The following is a 16,153-nucleotide window of genomic DNA, read 5'->3' as shown; positions in this document are numbered from 1 at the left end:
CGGAATTCGACAGGGATTTGGGGGGTAAACCGGCAGGGATGCCGGTTTAGCCGCCCCGCGCCATGGATGGCGCGTGGCGGCGGCCCCCCAAATCTCTGTCGGATTACGGGCACACCGAGCCTGGGCGAGGTGCCGAGTGGTGGGGCAAGAGCGTTTTGGTTACTTTTGAGCTTTTCAAAAGTGACCCGCTGTAAAAGCGGAACCAATAGCAGCCGTTGCCCAAATAACGGATATGTACTCGGTCAAAGTCCAACATTCTGGTCGGCTGTCAGGCCGTCATCGGGAGCAAGCCCCCTCCCACATTTTTTACCGCGTGCAGTCAATCAGACCGCCACGAAATCAAGCTGCCTCGGTTCAGGGTCACACCAAAGCTGTGTACCGGCACAAGCAGCCTGGCACTCAAGTTCACCGATGCAAAATCGCCCGATGAATATCCTCCAACGCCATGACGCGCTGCGCGGCGTTGAGCTTGATCGCTTCCTTGGGCATGCCGAACACCACACAACTGGCCTCGTCCTGGGCCACCGTGGTGGCACCGGCCTCGAGCATCTCCTTGAGCCCGCGCGCGCCGTCGTCGCCCATGCCGGTCATGATGATGCCCGTGGCATTCTTGCCGGCGAACTTGGCCACCGAACGAAACAGCACGTCCACTGACGGCCGGTGCCGGTTCACCAGCGGGCCGTCGATAACCTGGGCGTGGTAATAGGCACCACTGCGGGTCACCATCAGGTGCTTGCCGCCAGGGGCGATCAGGGCCAGGCCAGGCAGGATGCGGTCATTGTTGCGTGCTTCGCGCACCTCGATCTCGCAGACGCTGTTGAGACGCTCGGCAAACGAGGCGGTGAATTTTTCCGGCATGTGCTGCACGATCACCATGCCCGGGCACACCCGCGGCAGCGCCGTCAGCACCGCCTCCAACGCTTGGGTGCCGCCGGTGGAGGTGCCGATGGCGACGATACGTTCGGTGGTCTGCGCCATGGCATGGCCGTTGGCGGCGGGCAGGATCGCATCCGCACTGAGCTTGCTGGCCGGGGCCAATGGCGACGGGCTGACACTGCGCTTGCCCAGGTTCCTGACGTTGGAGTTCGCTGCGGCACGGATCGCTGTCACCAATTCGGCCGCCGATTCGATCAGGAAGTTCTTCAAGCCGGTGGTCGGCTTGGTGATGATTTCCACGGCGCCCGCTGCCAGCGCCTGCAGGGAGGTTTCCGCGCCTTTCTGGGTCAGCGACGAGCAGATCACCACCGGCGTCGGCCGTTCGCTCATGATTTTCTTGAGAAAGGTGATGCCGTCCATGCGCGGCATTTCCACGTCCAGCACGATCACATCCGGCCATTCCCGGGTGAGTTTGTCCATGGCGAAAATAGGGTCGGAGGCGGCGCCCATGACGTGGATGTCCGGCGTGTCGGCGAGAATCGCCAGCAGTACCTGGCGCACCACGGCCGAGTCATCGACCAGCAGCACACTGATTTTTTTGGTAGGCATCTTGTTGAAGTGTTCCCATTGGTTGGTGCCGGACCCAGACGTTGCCGTTCCACAGGTCGAACATGACCGTGCGATAACCGGTACTGCCCATGTCCTGGGCCGTCAGGTGCAGGTGATAGCGCTCGGCGAGGGCCAGCGCTGCGCGAATATTCAGGCTGGCCACGTCCTGGGTCGGCAAGCGGCGCGGCTGATCGGGGAACATCTTGCCGCCGCCGAACAACTTGACCTGGTAATCCCGTGCATGGGTGCCATTGGCCTGGGCGTGGCGCAGCAACAGTTCCATGGCTTCGTCGCCATAGCGGCCATCCAGGGGCTGATGATCGCGCAGGCGTGCCGGCAGCATGAAGTGACACATGCCGCCGATCCGCCGTTGCGGGTGCCAAAAGGTGATCGCCACGCAGGAACCGAGCAAGGTGCGCAGGCGCGTCGGCCGCGTCGCAAAGCTGACCTGGCCGGGCGCTAAGACCACTTCGCTCGCATCGTCTGGTTTTTTCATGGCTTGCGGTAAATCGACGGCGCCACCAGCTTCAAGGTGTCGTTTACACCGTTGAGGCTTTCCGAGTGGCTGATGATGAAATAACCGCCGGGCTTGAGCAGCGGCAGCAGACGCGCGACCACCTGGCTCTTGGTCTGCTGGTCGAAATAGATCATCACATTGCGCAGAAAGATCACCTCGAACTCGCCCAGGGCCGGCAGCGCTTCGTTAAGGTTGACCTGGACAAAATTGACCCGGCTACGCAAGGCCTTGTCGATCAGGAAGGTGCCCTCCTGGCGGCCAGTGCCCTTGAGGCAGTACTTGGTCAGCAGCGGCTGGGGCAGCGTCCCGGCGCGCTCCATGGCGTAATGGCCGTTGCGCGCCTTGGCCAGCACCTGGGTGCTGATGTCCGAGCCGATCACTTCCCAGGGGGTGGTGCCCAGGCTCTCGGCCAGGGTCATCGCCAGGCTGTAGGGTTCTTCGCCCGATGAACTGGCCGCGCTCCACACGCGAAAGACCTTGCCCGGCGCCGCCTTGGGCAGCACCTGCTGGCGCAGGAAGTCGAAGTGCTTGGGTTCGCGGAAAAAATAGGTTTCGTTGGTGGTGAGCAAATCCAGCGCAACCTGCAGCTCGCCCTTGCGCTGGTCACTCATGATCAGCCTGAAGTACTCGCCATAGCTATGCAGCTCATAGTGCTTGAGGCGCTTGAACAGGCGCCCGGCAACCAGGGCTTTCTTGGCCGGCGACAGGTTGATGCCGGCCGCGCGGTACAGCCAGCTCTGGAACTGGCCGAATTCACGATCGTCGATGGAGGCGGTTTCTGGCATGGTCGGCACTCAACGCGGATCGAGGTCGAGGGCCGGCGCTTGGCCACCCTCGGCCAGGCTGGACATCTCATCGATGGAGAGCACCTTGTCCACCTCCAGCACGATCACGAACTTGCCGTCGACCTTGGCCATTCCACCAATGAAATCGGCGCGAATCCGCGCCCCGAAGCTGGGTGGTGGCTCGATCTGCGCGGCCGGAATCTCCTGCACCGCCGACACGGTATCGACCAGCAAGCCGATATCCTGTGGCTGGCCCTCTTCGGTATTCGCCTCGATGATGATCACGCAGGAGCGCCGGGTGATCGCCGAATTGGCCCGCCCAAAGCGCGCCGACAAATCCACCACCGGCACCACCGCGCCGCGCAGGTTGATCACCCCACGCACGAACGCCGGCATCATCGGCACCACGGTCAGGCTGCCATATTCAATAATCTCCTTGATCCCCAGGATGCCAATGGCGAACATTTCGCCGCCAAGCATGAAGGTCAGGTATTGCGCATCCTCATCCACCGCAACCGCGGTATGCCGAGTCGTCATCACTGCGCCCATGTCACTCTCCTTGTAGGCCCGCATCGATCGTGGGATCAGAAGCGGGTGAATTCCGATTCGTCCGGGGCACTGGCCAGGCTGTAGGCGAAGGCCGTGCGCGGTGCCTGTGGTTTCGGCCGTGGCGGCTGACGGTTGGGCTTGCTGCCAGGGCTGTCGACGCTGCTGCCCTGGACCGCGGCCCTGGGGGTTGAATCCAGCACGAAGAAGCTCATGGCCTGTTGCAATTGCTCGGCCTGGCTGCTCATTTCTTCGGCCGTGGCCGCCAGTTCCTCGCTGCTCGAGGCATTTTGCTGGGTCACCTGGTTGAGCTGGGTCATGGCCGTGTTGATCTGCCCGACGCCCGCGGCCTGTTCTTCGGAGGCAGCGCTGATTTCCTGCACAAGGTCGGAGGTCTTGTTGATGGAGGGCACCATTTCGTCGAGCAGCTTGCCGGCCTTCTCAGCCATGTCCACGCTGCTGGAGGACAGCTCGCCGATTTCCTGGGCGGCGACCTGGCTGCGTTCGGCCAGCTTGCGCACTTCGGCGGCCACCACGGCAAAGCCCTTGCCATGCTCGCCGGCCCGAGCGGCCTCGATGGCGGCATTGAGGGCAAGCAGATTGGTCTGGTAGGCGATGTCATCGATGATGCTGATGCGCTGAGCGATTTTCTTCATCGCCACCACGGTCTGCTGTACCGACTCGCCGCCTTCAGTGGCTTCCTTGGCGGCCTTGCTGGCCATGCCATCGGTGACCTTGGCGTTTTCGGTGTTCTGGTTGATGCTGGCGCTCATCTGCTCCACCGAGGCGCTGGTTTCCTCGACGCTGGCGGCCTGTTCACTGGTGGCCTGGCTCATCGATTGCGCGGTGGCACTGACCTGCTCGGAGGCGCTGGCGAGGTTATCGGCGGCGTTGCGCACTTCGCCGATGATATGCGCCAGCTTGCCGACCATATTGCGCATGGCGTTGAGCACCATGCCGGTTTCATCTTTGGCACCCGGTTCGATGTGGGCGTTGAGGTTGCCTTCGGCCAATTGCTCGGCAGCGGTTGCGGCTTGGCGCAGTGGGCGGGAAATGATGCGGGCGATGAATACCGCCAGGCCCAGACCGATCAGCAAGGCCGCGACCAGTACCGCGATGATCGACAGGCGTGCGTTTTCGTACAGCGCCGTGCCCTTGTCACCCGCGACCGTCGCGCCGGCGTCATTGAGTTCGACCATTTTCTGCAGGCGGCTGGTCACTTCATCGAAATGCCCCTTGGACTCCCCACTGAGCAAACCGCGCGCCTGGGCTTCCTGGTTCTGCCGGGAAAACTCGAGCAATTGCTTGCTGCTTGCCAGGTACGCTTCCCATGCGCTTTTTACGCTGGCCAACAGCTGACGATCCTCATCAGTCGACAGCAACTGCTCATAGGTGCCCATGCGGGTTTCGAACTGTTGGCGCGCGTCGGCGGCTTCACGTTCTGCCTGGGCCTTTTCCTCGGCGATCTCGGTCGCGAGGTGGCGGTTTTCCTTCAAACGATAGTTGGCGGCAAAAAAACGCATGCCTGCCGCTGCGCGCATGGAAGGCATCCAGTTGCCCTTGATATCCTGGGCGGCCTGGTTGACGGCGCCAAGCTGGTGGATGGCGAAGCCACCCATGGCCGCAGTGAGCGCCAGGACCACCAGGAACGAGCTGATCAACTTGGTGGAAATCTTGAGATCGTAGAACCATTTCATCGGGGAACCTCCATGGAATTGCAAAGACATCAGCGAGCGACGACCGGCGGCGATTGAGGCGCCTGGGGCGTGCGGGCTTCCAGTTGTACGATTTGGTTGAGCAGTGCCGGTACATCCAGGATCAGGGCCACCGCGCCGCTGCCCAATATGGTCGAGCCGCTGATGCCGCGCAGTGCGCCGAACAGCTTGCCGAGCGGTTTGATCACGGTCTGGAACTCGCCGAGCAGGTCATCCACCACCAGCCCGGCCTTGTGTTCGGCATAGCGCACCACCACCACGTTCTGGCGCCGTGCAGCGGGCCCTTCGTGGCTGAAGTGTTCGCGCAGGTCCACCAGCGGCAACACCTCGCCACGCAAGTCCAGATAGCCGTCGTCGCGGCTGGACTGGCGCTGGCGTTCATCCAGCTCGATGCATTCCTGGACCATGTCCAGGGGAATCACATAGGTGGACTGGTCGATGGCGACCAGGAACCCATTGATGATCGCCAGGGTCAGCGGCAAGCGAATGCGCACCACGGTGCCTTCGCCGGGGCGACTGTCCAGGTCGACGGTGCCGCGCAACAAGGTGATATTGCGCTTGACCACGTCCATGCCGACGCCGCGCCCGGACAGGTTGGTCACCGCCTCGGCGGTGGAGAAACCGGCTTCGAAGATCAGGTTGTAGATCTCCTGGTCGGTCAACACCGCACCGCTGGCCACCAATCCACGTTCCTGGGCTTTTTGCAGGATGCGCTCGCGGTTGAGCCCGGCGCCGTCATCGGCGATTTCAATGACGATGCTCCCGGAGTCATGGTAGGCATTGAGGCTCAGGTGGCCCTTGCCCGGCTTGCCCGCCGCCTGCCGCGCATCGGCGCTTTCGATACCGTGGTCCATGGCGTTGCGCAGCAGGTGCATCAGTGGGTCGCCGATTTTCTCGACCACGGTTTTGTCCAGTTCGGTTTCCGCGCCACTGATGATCAGTTCGATGTCCTTGCCCAGTTCCTGGCTGATATCGCGCACCACGCGGCGGAAGCGGTTGAACGTATCACCAATGGGGATCATGCGCAGGTGCAGGGCGCCATCGAGGATCTCCTCCACCAGCGCCGATACCGTCGAGGTCGCCTCTTGCAAAGGGTCGTTGTCACAGGAGCGGGCCAACAGGCTTGAGCCGGCACTGGCGATCACCAGTTCGCCGACCAGATTGATCAGCTCGTCGAGCTTGTCGGCGTTGACCCGCACGTAATTACCGTCGCGGGTTTTCGTCTCGGTGGCTGGCGCAGAACGCTGCGGTGTCGCCGCCACGACGCCCTGCTCTGCCTGGGTGACCCGGTCGCCGGCAACGACCGCAGTGCTCCCAGGCGCTTCGTCGACAGCACTGATGTGCACCTCGCAGTCGTCACGCACAAAGTCGAACACTTCGTTGAGGGTGGCGTGACTGGCCGTCGAACGCAGGCCGATCTCGAACCCCAGGTAGCAGCTCTCCGGGTCCCAGCGGTCTATGGGCGGAATGCTGTCGGTCAGGGTGGTGACCTGCAGCACCTGCCCCAGGGTCTCGAGGTAGCGCAAAAATGACAGCGGGTCCATGCCATTACGGAACACGTCCACGCCGAAGCGCAGGGAGATGTGCCAGAGCACTTCGACCGCCGTGCCGTCGGCCACCTCCGCGGTTTCGACGCTGGCAGTGACGGTTCGCATCGGCTGATAGGCACTCAGCGCCTCGCGCAAAGCCTCACCGCGCTCCAGAGCGGCAGGCGTCGGCGCCTCACCGCGGTTGGCGACCACTTCGACCAGTTCGAGCATGTGGTCGCCGCATTTGAGCAGCAGAGCGATCAATGCGGCGTCCACCGCCACATTGCCTTCGCGCAGGCGGTCAAGCACGTCTTCGACGATATGCGTGAAACCCACGATCGACGCCAGACCGAAAAGGCCCGCCGAACCCTTGATGGTGTGCGCGGCGCGGAAAATCGCGCCGATGGCGTCCTGGTCGCCGGGCTCGCTTTCCAATTGCAAGAGGGATTGCTCCATGGCCTGCAACAGCTCGCGTGCCTCAACGATGAATGTCTGCTGTGCCTGATCGAGATTGATGCTCATCTGGACTGTCCTTGTCGATCAAAAAAACATGGGAAGTGGCGACTACAAGCCTGCGCTACGGCACAGTTGCAGTGCGTGCATGACCGCCTGACTTTGGCCGGTCACACTCAAGGCTGTACCGGCAACACCCGCCTCACGCTGGACAACTGCAAGCAACTGCAAACCGGCGCCATCCATTTCCGTGACCTGTGACAGGTCCAGCTCCAGGCGAGGCGTGGCGCCCATCTGCGGCAGCAGCGCAGCCGCCAGTTCCGCCACGGTGTAGATCGTCAACTCGCCTTCAATGCGCACGCAGGTGGTGCCGTCGAGTGTTTCAGTGCTGATGGGCATGGCAGCCTCCCTGGCGCCGGATGATCAAGGCAGGATCAGCTTGGAAACGGCTGCGAGCATTTGCGCCGGCTGGAACGGCTTGACCACCCAGGCCTTGGCGCCGGCGGCCTGGCCCTCGGCCTTCTTCGATTCCTGGGACTCGGTGGTCAGCATGATGATCGGGGTGAACTTGTAGTTGGCCAGCTTCTTGACCTCCTTGACGAAGGTGATGCCGTCCATGTTGGGCATGTTCACATCGCTGATGATCAGATGGACTTTCTGCCCGGTGAGCTTGCTCAGGGCATCCCTGCCGTCGCTGGCCTCGATCACGTCGTAGCCGGCGCTTTTCAAGGCAATGCCGACCACTTGTCGCACGCTGCTGGAGTCGTCGACCACTAATACATTCTTCGCCATGGTGTACTCCTTAAAAAAAGGTGATGTCTTGGGAATTCGGCTGCGCGGCTGCCACTCCGTGGTGCAGGCGCCGCTGTTCGTCGGTGGCATAGGTGGCTTCCATGCGCGCCAGCCACTGCCGGGCGTCGACGCCCACCGCCTGGTCCGGCGCCTGGCTGGCCTGCAGGAGGTGGTCGTGCAAGGCGTGCATGTTGTCGCGCACGTGGCTGAGGATCTGGCTGACGCGGTCCTGGAATTGCAGGCTGACCAGCACTTCGGTCATCTCATCGCGGATGCCGTAGCTTTCCTGCTTGAGCAGGTCGGCGGATTCGGCCAGGCGCCCGGTGATGCTCTGGAAGCGCTCGAGCACTTTTTGAATACTGTTTTCGGACTCGGCCACCGAGTGGCTGTCCTCGTCGGCACTGCTGGACGCGGCCTGCACCAATTGCGTGATGGCGTTATTGATGATGTCGACCTTGGCCGACATCTGCTGGCCGGTTTCACTGGATTTGTTCGACAGGCTGCGCACCGCATCGGCCACCACCGCAAAGCCGCGCCCGGCCTCACCGGCACGCGCCGCCTCGATGGCGGCGTTGAGGGCCAGCAGGTTGGTTTGCGCGGCAATCGCCGCCACGTCGGCGGCCATGGCGCGCAGTTCCTTGGTATAGGCGGTGAGGCTGCGGACCTGGACCAGGGTCTGGTCACGGCTGGTCTGTGTGGCCTTGAGCGAATTGATCACCTGGCTCAGCTCGCTGTCGCTGCGCGCCAGTACCTCGAGCGCGCCGTCGGCCGACTGCCCATCCAGTTCGCCGGCAGCCTGCTGCGAGGCCTGTACCGTTTCCTGCAATCGCGCGGCGATCCCGGTGAAACGGTTGGCTAGGCTCACAATCGCTTCTTCGGTCTGGTGCCGCGAGCTTTCCACCTGCTTGGCCCAGATCGGCATGGCGCCGAGCAGCACTTCATCGAGCTGTGCGCGGGAAGCTATGCCGTGGTGCGCTGCGTCCACCGCCGACTGATCCGCCTGCGCCCGCGCCGTCGCATGCAGCACAGCGTTGCGCTGCGAATGTGTGCTCCAGGCACAAGCACCCAAGCCCGTCAGCACCAGTACCGCGCAGGCCAGCAGATTGGCCGAGGAGGCTGATTGCGCCAGCAGCCACCCAACGGCAGGCACGACCGGTATAAGGGCGAACCAGCAAAAACGCGGATAACCAGGAAGGGAAATGCAGCCGGATTGACGCTGGGTCATGAGTTCGATCCTTGAACAGTGTTGCGGATATAGGCGACATAGGGGATATCTGCCCAATACCTCGCAACTTTAGGATTCTGCTGTGCCTTCCGTCTGTTTTATGACCATCAGGTGACGGACCCGGGTGCCTGGCCCCTGGGGGCATGGGTATCTACACAACTTTGGCGTGGCCCTGAACCTGCTCCCGCGACGGCCTGGTGGACGACGGGTATCCAACTGATGCCGAGCGGTGCAAATGTGGGAGGGGGCTTGCTCCCGATGGCGGCCTCAGGGCCGACCAGGATGTTGGATCAGACCGAGTACATATCCGTTATTTAGGTAACGGCCACTTAGGGTTCCGCCCTTACGGCGGCTCACTTTTGAAAAGCGCAAAAGTAAGCAAAACGCTCTTGCCCCACCACTCGGCACTTCGCTTGGGCTCGGTGTGCCCGTAATCCGACAGGGATTTGGGGGGCCGCCGCCACGCGCCATCCATGGCGCGGGGCGGCTAAACCGGCATCCCTGCCGGTTTACCCCCCAAATCCCTGTCGAATTCCGGCCAGCGTGGTTTGACGGGGCGCCTGAGATCAAAAGCAGATCAAGATCAAGATCAACAGCGGCTCGCTTCGCATCGTGGTTACTGACGGTCGCTACGTCAGAGTTGTGTAGATAACCATGCCCCAGGGTGCACGGCTTTAGCCAAGACCAGGCCCCTCACCCTCCTCCCCACCCGTCGCGCACCGCGTGCCGAATCCCTTCCAGCAGCATCGCGAACGCCGGGTTGTCGTTGTTCTCGCGCCAGATCAGATGGAGCTCGCTTTGTACGCCTTCGCCCAGGTCGATATCGCGGAACACCACGTTCTTGAACACTACGCTGGTGGCGCAACGGGGCACCAGCGCCAGGCCCATGGCGGCGTTGACCAGGGCGAGGATGGTCAGGGATGAGCCGAGCCACTGCACATAATCCGGGGCGACGCGGGCAGAGCGCAGCATGCCGGTCAGCAGTTCGTTGAACGGCGGATAGGCGGCGTGGGAGTACATCAGGAACGGCTGGCCGTCGAGGTCCTTGACCGACACGGTTTTGGCATCAGCCAGTGGATGGGTGTTGGGGACGGCCAGCACAAAGGGCTCGCGGACCAGGCATTCGGTGGCGTACCCGGGTTCCAGCAACGGTGCACGGGCAATGCCCAGGTCGATACGTCGAGCGCGCAAGGCCTCGTGCTGCTGGTAGGTGTTCATTTCCGACAGGTCGATTCGCACGTGGGGCTGGGTGATGCGTGTCTCGGCTATGACCTTGGGCAGGAACTCGTACACCGCGCTGCCGACGAAGCCGATATTCACCGAGCCGATGTCGCCCTGGGCAAAACGCCGGGCGGTCACTGCGGCCTGCTGGGCGCGCTCGAGCAGGTTCTGCGCCTCGATGAAAAACGCCCGGCCGGCCGCGGTAAGGGCGACGTTGCGGGTGTTACGGGTGAACAGCTCGACGCCCAAGTGATGCTCCAGCAACTGGATCTGCCGGCTGAGCGGCGGCTGGGTCATGTTCAGCCGTTCGGCAGCGCGGCGGAAATTCAGCTCAGTGGCGACGGTGGTGAAACAGCGCAGATGGCTCAGTTCGAACATTGATCTAATCCAGGTATCAATCGAATACCAAGTTAGATTAGACGGGATCAATACCCGCGTCCATGATCGACCTACGTCACCAGCAATCCCCACAAAAACAACGATCGGGAGTCGCTCATTGAATACCCTGCAGAGTCCACCGGACCCGAACGTGCTTGCCCGGGCTGCCGCCAAGGTCAAGCGCCACGTCCTGCCGTTATTCGTGATCATGTTCATCGTCAACTACATCGACCGGGTCAATATCGGCTTTGTGCGCAGTCATATGGAAACCGACCTGGGCATCGGCGCTGCCGCCTATGGCCTGGGCGCCGGGCTGTTCTTCGTCGGTTATGCGATCTTCGAAGTGCCTTCCAATCTGCTGCTGCAACGCTATGGCGCCCGCGCCTGGCTGACGCGCATCATGTTCACCTGGGGCGCCGCCGCGATGGCCATGGCCTTCGTCCAGGGTGAAACCAGCTTCTATGTGCTGCGCTTTATCCTCGGCGCCGCAGAAGCCGGCTTCTTTCCCGGCATCATTTACTACTTCACCCAATGGCTGCCCTCGACCGAACGCGGCAAGGCCATGGCGATTTTCCTCAGTGGCTCGGCCATCGCCTCGGTGATCTCCGGCCCGGTATCCGGCGCGTTGCTGCACATTGATGGCTTGAACCTGCACGGCTGGCAGTGGATGTTCCTGGTCGAGGGCTTTGCGTCCATCGCCCTTTGCGGTTTTGTCTGGTTCTGGCTGCAATCCCACCCCCGGGACGCCAAGTGGCTCAGCGAAGAAGAAAAAGCCGCGCTGATCGCCGCCATCAACCAGGAGCAGCGGGCCCGGGAAGCCACGCAGACGGTCAAGCCGTCGATGTTCAAGTTGCTGGCCGACAAACAGATCGCGCTGTTCTGCTTCATCTACTTTTCCATTGCCCTGACCATCTACGGCGCCACGTTCTGGCTGCCGAGCATGATCAAGAAGATGGGCAATCTCGGTGATTTCCAGGTCGGGCTGTTCAATTCGATCCCATGGATCATTTCCATCGTCGCCATGTACGGCTTCGCCGCCATGGCCAGCAAATGGAAATACCAGCAGGCGTGGGTCGCGCTGACGCTGTTGATCGCCTCGTTCGGCATGTTCATGTCCACCTTCGGCGGGCCGGTCTTCGCCTTCGTCGCCATCTGTTTCGCCGCGATCGGCTTCAAGGCGGCCTCGGCGCTGTTCTGGCCAATCCCGCAAGGCTACCTGGATGCGCGCATCGCGGCAGCGGTGATCGCCCTGATCAATTCCATCGGTAACCTTGGCGGCTTCGTGGCCCCGACCACGTTCGGCTTGCTGGAGCAGACCACCGGGTCCATCGAGGGCGGGCTGTACGGTTTGGCCGGCGTTTCGCTGGTGGCTGCCGTGGTGATCTTTTTCGCCCGAACCGCGCCGCGTGGCAATAGCCCGGGTTCGTCGCCTGAAGACGCCCGCACATGCAAGCCGGTCAGTCACCCAGCCCTGAAATCTGATGCAACGGGAGCAGCCTCTTGAAAATCACCCGCGTCACCGTCACCCCCATCGCCTTCCGTGATCCGCCTTTGCTCAATGCCAGCGGCATTCACGAACCCTTTGCTCTGCGCTCGATCATTGAGATCGAAAGCGACACCGGCTACATCGGCCTCGGTGAAAGCTACGGCGACGCCCCGGCGCTGGCGATCCAGCAGCAGTTGCAAAGTCAGCTGATCGGTCTTGACCCGTTCAATCTCAATCAACTGCGGGCTATTGTCCAAGCCACGGTGGCGGCGAACAAACCGCCGACCCTGGCCGGCGCCGAACTGGCCCCGGGCTCCCACGCGAGCAAAGCGGTGAGCAATGCCTATTCGGCGTTCGAAGTGGCGTTCCTCGATCTGCAGGCACATGCCCTGAACCTACCCTTGGTGGACCTGCTGGGCGGGGCGATACGCGATGAGATTCCGTTCAGCGCCTATTTGTTCTTCAAATATGCGCAACACGTGGATTCACCCTACAAGCCGGACAGCTGGGGCGAGGCGCTGAACGAAGAGCAGATCGTTGCCCAGGCGCGGCGGATGATCGAGGCCTATGGCTTCAAGAGCATCAAGCTCAAGGCCGGTACCTTGCCGCCGGAGCATGAAGTGGCGTGCATCAAGGCCTTGAAAAAGGCGTTTCCCGGCTATCCGCTGCGCATCGATCCGAACGGTAACTGGTCGCTGGAAACCTCGATCCGCATGGCCGAACTGCTCGGTGATGACCTGCAATATTACGAAGACCCTACGCCGGGCCTGGAGGGCATGGCCCAGTTGCATAAACGCACCGGCCTGGCGCTGGCGACCAACATGGTGGTCACCGATTTCGAAGAGTTACGTCGCAGCGTGGCGCAGGACAGCGTGCAGATCGTCCTCGCCGACCACCACTACTGGGGCGGCCTGCGCGACACCCAAGTGCTGGCAAAAATGTGCGAGACCTTTGGCCTGGGGGTGTCCATGCACTCCAATTCGCACCTGGGTATCAGCCTGATGGCCATGGCCCACGTCGCCGCCTCGGTGCCCAACCTCGATTACGCCTGCGACACCCATTACCCCTGGCAAGAGCCGGACGAAGAAGTGATCAAGGGCGGCAAGCTGCCGATTGTCGATGGCTGCGTGAAAATCACCCGGGCCCCGGGGCTGGGCCTGGAGCTGGACCACGATCAGCTCGGCAAGCTGCATGATCAATACCTGACCTGTGGCATTCGCCAGCGCGACGACGTGCGGCAGATGCAGCGTTATGACCCGACGTGGAAGGCGGTCAAGCCGAGGTTTTGATTAGGGGAGTCTGATGAGCATGTAGCAACCTTTGGTCCGGGAGCGCCGCTGCGCTTGCCCGGACTTTTTTTGTAGGTTGAACGCTGTTCGTAAATGGCTCGGCCTTACGGAAAATGGCGATGTTGTTCGCGACAGGATCGTGGGTTTTACTTAAGACTCCAGCGTCTGCGCAATTTTTAACCGAAGGTCTTTTTCCGCAAACGGCTTATGCAGCACCTGACAGTCCTTGAACTCTTCCGGCAGGCCGCTGTTGCCGTAGCCCGTACTGAACAAAAACGGAATGTGGCGGGCCCGCAGAATCCGCGCCACAGGGAAAACGCGCTCTCCAGCAATGTTCACATCCAGGATCGCCAAGTCGACATCCACCACATCTGCCACTTGCATCGCCTTGGCGAGCTGGGCCACGGAGGCGACTACCGTGCACTCCAGGTCTTCGAGCATTTCCTCGATCAACATGGCGATGGTGCCCTCGTCTTCAACCAGGAGCACTTTGGTGCCTGGGAATGTGGTCATGTCTGGTTCTCAGCGAGCATAAACGAGAAGCGGCAGTGAACGCCCTCACGGGCGAAGTCGAGTTCGAACGAACCACCCAGATCACGCTCGATGCAGCGCTTCATCAACCGCGAACCCAAGCCTTCGCGCTCCGGCGTGGACACCGCAGGCCCGCCTTGTTCGCGCCAGTCCACGGTGAGCAGCGCGCCGCTCGGCTGCGGTAGAACGCTCCAGGCCACCGTGAGTGTCCCGGGGTCGGTGGACATCGCTCCGTATTTAAGGGCGTTGATCGCCAGTTCATTGAGCGTCATGGTCAGGTTCAGGGCGACGCGGGTGTCAACCTCGACGGCATCACCGGCGATCACCACGCGACCGGAATCATGACCAAACACCGGCACCAACACTTCCTGGGCCAGCACTCCCAGCGGCGTAAGGCCCCAGTGCCGCTTGGTCAACAGGTCGTGGGCACGTGACAAGGCCAGCAGCCGGGCTTCGAACCGGGTGTAGCCGTCTTTGGCATCCTGCGCGTTGCGTGCGGTCTGGGACGCCAGGGACTGGACCGTGGCCAGGGTGTTCTTGACCCGATGATTGAGTTCGTCGATCAAGTTCTTTTGTCGGTCTTCGGCCTGCTTGCGCTCGGTAATATCCACGAGCATGTTGATCGCGCCGATCAGGTTGCCTTCGGCGTCGTGCAACGGGGTCGGATATGGCGTGAAAGGCACGCGGGTGCCATCCGGGCGCTCGGCGACGGCCTCGACGCCGCGTATGGCGCGGTTTTCCTTGAGCGCCACGGCCATCGGGCATTGGTCGTGAGGCAGAAAAGAGCCATCGGTGTTAAACAGTTTCCAGGTGACACACCACAGGTCCCCCAGTTGCGGCGTGCGTCCCGACAACTCGACGGCCGCACGGTTAAAGAAGGTGATACGCCCCTCGGCGTCGGTGGTGTAGACCGCCGCCGGCATGGCCTCGAGCAGATCGCGCATGTGCCGCTCGCTTTCACGCACGCGGTTTTCCATTTCTCGGGCCAGCGTGACGTCCTGGATGACCCGCACACCATAGCGGAACCGGCCATCGGGCGCCCTGACCGAGGAGCTATGCACATCCAGGTAAAGCGCCTGGCCATCGAGCTTCACCGCCCGTTTGCGCAGCACGTAGTTGTCCAGGTCACCCGCCACCTGCCGGGCGTATAACGCCGCGTCCTGCTCGACACTGTCTGGGTGGGTGTAGTCCAGGAAGGTCATCGCCAGTAATTGCTCACGAGACCGCCCGAGCATGGTGCAAAGGGCATCATTGACCCGCAGCAGACGGCCGTCCTCGCCCGCCTCGGCAATGCCGATGGTCGCCGCCTCGTAGGTCGCCGCCAGCCGGTCATCGCTCTCCTGACGCCCGGTTTCAGCATCGTGCACGCGGGTCACGTCAATGGTGAAGCAACGCGTGTTGAAGAACTTGCCGTCTTCGAACCGCCCATTCGAGGTAATCGCGACGTGCCTGATGGTGCCGTCCCTGGCCCGCAGGCGCGCCGGGTAGCTGTTCAGGCAATCACCGCTGCCGAGTTTATGCAGGATGTCGCCGATCACCGGTTCATCCACATGAAACTCAGTGATATGACGGCCGATGTACTCGTCCGCGGTATAGCCCAGCAGCGACAACTCGGCTTTATTGGCGCGCAGGATAATGCCCTCGCCGCTGACAATATGCAGGCCCACGGCGCTGTTTTCGAAAAAGTCTTCGAGATCGGAGCTTTTGCGCCGCAATTCCTCGGCCATTGCGTGGTGCATCGAGACGTCTTGAAAGCAATTGATCGCGCCTTGGATTTCTCCATGCCGGTCTCTGAGGGTGCGGATATTCATGAGCGCGACGAATCGCGACCCGTCCGGGCGCTCAATCATGACTTCCTGGTTACGCGCACACAGGCCTGCGTTGAGCGTTGACGCCATCGGACATTCGTCGACCGCCAATGGCGCGCCGTCTGTCGTATAAAGTCGATATGAGCCGCAATAGCGGTCCCCATACTTACCCAGGGCAGGTGTTCGTCCCCACAGATTAACCGCTTCGCTGTTGAACCTGACAAGCCACCCGTCGCGGTCACAGAGGTAGATCGCCCCCGGAATCACATCGAGCAAGTGAGTCCCCATCGCGACCAGGCTCTCGTATTCACTGGGTTCGCGTGTGGCTCTGGGGGACTGATCAACATTCAACATACTTCCATCCTCACTGCACCTGTGTTGAAAAACGCGCCT

The 16,153-nt window shown here is 61.9% G+C and carries 14 protein-coding genes; 2 read left to right on the top strand and 12 right to left on the bottom strand.

From position 1 onward, the window contains the following. Positions 1-405: 405 nt before the first annotated feature. The 10 genes from QYQ93_RS11545 to QYQ93_RS11500 form a co-directional block, all read right to left on the bottom strand. A complete protein-coding gene (locus QYQ93_RS11545) occupies positions 406-1,485 on the bottom strand; it encodes a protein-glutamate methylesterase/protein-glutamine glutaminase (RefSeq protein WP_043051388.1) in 1,080 nt (359 codons plus the stop codon). After that, the gene (cheD, locus tag QYQ93_RS11540) at positions 1,448-1,981 is read right to left on the bottom strand and encodes a chemoreceptor glutamine deamidase CheD (RefSeq protein WP_043051387.1); all 534 of its coding nucleotides are present in this window, start codon (positions 1,979-1,981) and stop codon (positions 1,448-1,450) included. The genes QYQ93_RS11545 and cheD overlap by 38 nt, the downstream gene beginning before the upstream one ends. After that, positions 1,978-2,787 (bottom strand): CheR family methyltransferase, encoded by an 810-nt coding sequence (locus tag QYQ93_RS11535; RefSeq protein WP_043051386.1) that lies wholly within the window; start codon positions 2,785-2,787, stop codon positions 1,978-1,980. Before QYQ93_RS11535 ends, cheD begins: the two co-directional genes overlap by 4 nt. Before the next feature lie 9 nt (positions 2,788-2,796). Beyond that, positions 2,797-3,336 (bottom strand): chemotaxis protein CheW, encoded by a 540-nt coding sequence (locus QYQ93_RS11530; RefSeq protein ID WP_043051385.1) that lies wholly within the window; start codon positions 3,334-3,336, stop codon positions 2,797-2,799. Positions 3,337-3,371: 35 nt separating this feature from the next. Further along, entirely contained in the window at positions 3,372-5,030 is a 1,659-nt protein-coding gene (locus QYQ93_RS11525) for a methyl-accepting chemotaxis protein (RefSeq protein WP_338476965.1), read from the bottom strand. Between the two features lie 29 nt (positions 5,031-5,059). Then, entirely contained in the window at positions 5,060-7,099 is a 2,040-nt protein-coding gene (locus QYQ93_RS11520; protein ID WP_338476964.1) for a chemotaxis protein CheA, read from the bottom strand. 42 nt (positions 7,100-7,141) lie between these two features. After that, positions 7,142-7,429: an STAS domain-containing protein gene (locus QYQ93_RS11515; protein WP_043051382.1), complete on the bottom strand. Its 288-nt coding sequence runs from the start codon at positions 7,427-7,429 to the stop codon at positions 7,142-7,144. A 24-nt stretch (positions 7,430-7,453) separates the two neighbouring features. Next, positions 7,454-7,822, bottom strand: coding sequence for a response regulator (locus QYQ93_RS11510; RefSeq protein ID WP_043051381.1), 369 nt, complete (start codon positions 7,820-7,822; stop codon positions 7,454-7,456). 10 nt (positions 7,823-7,832) lie between these two features. Continuing rightward, positions 7,833-8,744 (bottom strand): methyl-accepting chemotaxis protein, encoded by a 912-nt coding sequence (locus QYQ93_RS11505; protein ID WP_370881260.1) that lies wholly within the window; start codon positions 8,742-8,744, stop codon positions 7,833-7,835. A gap of 996 nt (positions 8,745-9,740) precedes the next feature. After that, the gene (locus QYQ93_RS11500) at positions 9,741-10,646 is read right to left on the bottom strand and encodes a LysR substrate-binding domain-containing protein (RefSeq protein WP_124421709.1); all 906 of its coding nucleotides are present in this window, start codon (positions 10,644-10,646) and stop codon (positions 9,741-9,743) included. A gap of 118 nt (positions 10,647-10,764) precedes the next feature. On the opposite strand from QYQ93_RS11500, the gene QYQ93_RS11495 reads away from it, so the two are divergent. Together QYQ93_RS11495 and QYQ93_RS11490 are read left to right on the top strand one after the other, a co-directional pair. After that, positions 10,765-12,150: an MFS transporter gene (locus QYQ93_RS11495; protein ID WP_338476962.1), complete on the top strand. Its 1,386-nt coding sequence runs from the start codon at positions 10,765-10,767 to the stop codon at positions 12,148-12,150. Beyond that, positions 12,147-13,421 carry a glucarate dehydratase family protein gene (locus QYQ93_RS11490; RefSeq protein WP_338476961.1) on the top strand — a complete coding sequence of 425 codons (1,275 nt, stop codon included), beginning with the start codon at positions 12,147-12,149 and terminating at the stop codon, positions 13,419-13,421. The genes QYQ93_RS11495 and QYQ93_RS11490 overlap by 4 nt, the downstream gene beginning before the upstream one ends. Before the next feature lie 150 nt (positions 13,422-13,571). On the opposite strand, the gene QYQ93_RS11485 is transcribed toward QYQ93_RS11490, so the two are convergent. Beyond that, a complete protein-coding gene (locus QYQ93_RS11485; RefSeq protein WP_338476960.1) occupies positions 13,572-13,934 on the bottom strand; it encodes a response regulator in 363 nt (120 codons plus the stop codon). Next, on the bottom strand, positions 13,931-16,114 hold the full coding sequence (locus QYQ93_RS11480) for a PAS domain S-box protein (protein ID WP_338476959.1): 2,184 nt from the start codon (positions 16,112-16,114) through the stop codon (positions 13,931-13,933). Before QYQ93_RS11480 ends, QYQ93_RS11485 begins: the two co-directional genes overlap by 4 nt. Positions 16,115-16,153: the final 39 nt, after the last annotated feature.

This window comes from Pseudomonas khavaziana (genome assembly GCF_036704165.1).
Lineage (GTDB): Bacteria > Pseudomonadota > Gammaproteobacteria > Pseudomonadales > Pseudomonadaceae > Aquipseudomonas > Aquipseudomonas khavaziana.
This window is presented reverse-complemented; position numbering and strand designations above follow the sequence as displayed.

Coding starts and splice junctions, on each gene's coding strand:
- QYQ93_RS11515 (WP_043051382.1), bottom strand. CDS start 7,429: ATGCCCATCAGCACTGAAACACTCGACGGCACCACCTGCGTGCGCATT.
- QYQ93_RS11525 (WP_338476965.1), bottom strand. CDS start 5,030: ATGAAATGGTTCTACGATCTCAAGATTTCCACCAAGTTGATCAGCTCG.
- QYQ93_RS11520 (WP_338476964.1), bottom strand. CDS start 7,099: ATGAGCATCAATCTCGATCAGGCACAGCAGACATTCATCGTTGAGGCA.
- QYQ93_RS11485 (WP_338476960.1), bottom strand. CDS start 13,934: ATGACCACATTCCCAGGCACCAAAGTGCTCCTGGTTGAAGACGAGGGC.
- QYQ93_RS11505 (WP_370881260.1), bottom strand. CDS start 8,744: ATGCCGATCTGGGCCAAGCAGGTGGAAAGCTCGCGGCACCAGACCGAA.
- QYQ93_RS11480 (WP_338476959.1), bottom strand. CDS start 16,114: ATGTTGAATGTTGATCAGTCCCCCAGAGCCACACGCGAACCCAGTGAA.
- QYQ93_RS11500 (WP_124421709.1), bottom strand. CDS start 10,646: ATGTTCGAACTGAGCCATCTGCGCTGTTTCACCACCGTCGCCACTGAG.
- QYQ93_RS11545 (WP_043051388.1), bottom strand. CDS start 1,485: ATGCCTACCAAAAAAATCAGTGTGCTGCTGGTCGATGACTCGGCCGTG.
- QYQ93_RS11535 (WP_043051386.1), bottom strand. CDS start 2,787: ATGCCAGAAACCGCCTCCATCGACGATCGTGAATTCGGCCAGTTCCAG.
- cheD (WP_043051387.1), bottom strand. CDS start 1,981: ATGAAAAAACCAGACGATGCGAGCGAAGTGGTCTTAGCGCCCGGCCAG.
- QYQ93_RS11510 (WP_043051381.1), bottom strand. CDS start 7,822: ATGGCGAAGAATGTATTAGTGGTCGACGACTCCAGCAGCGTGCGACAA.
- QYQ93_RS11530 (WP_043051385.1), bottom strand. CDS start 3,336: ATGGGCGCAGTGATGACGACTCGGCATACCGCGGTTGCGGTGGATGAG.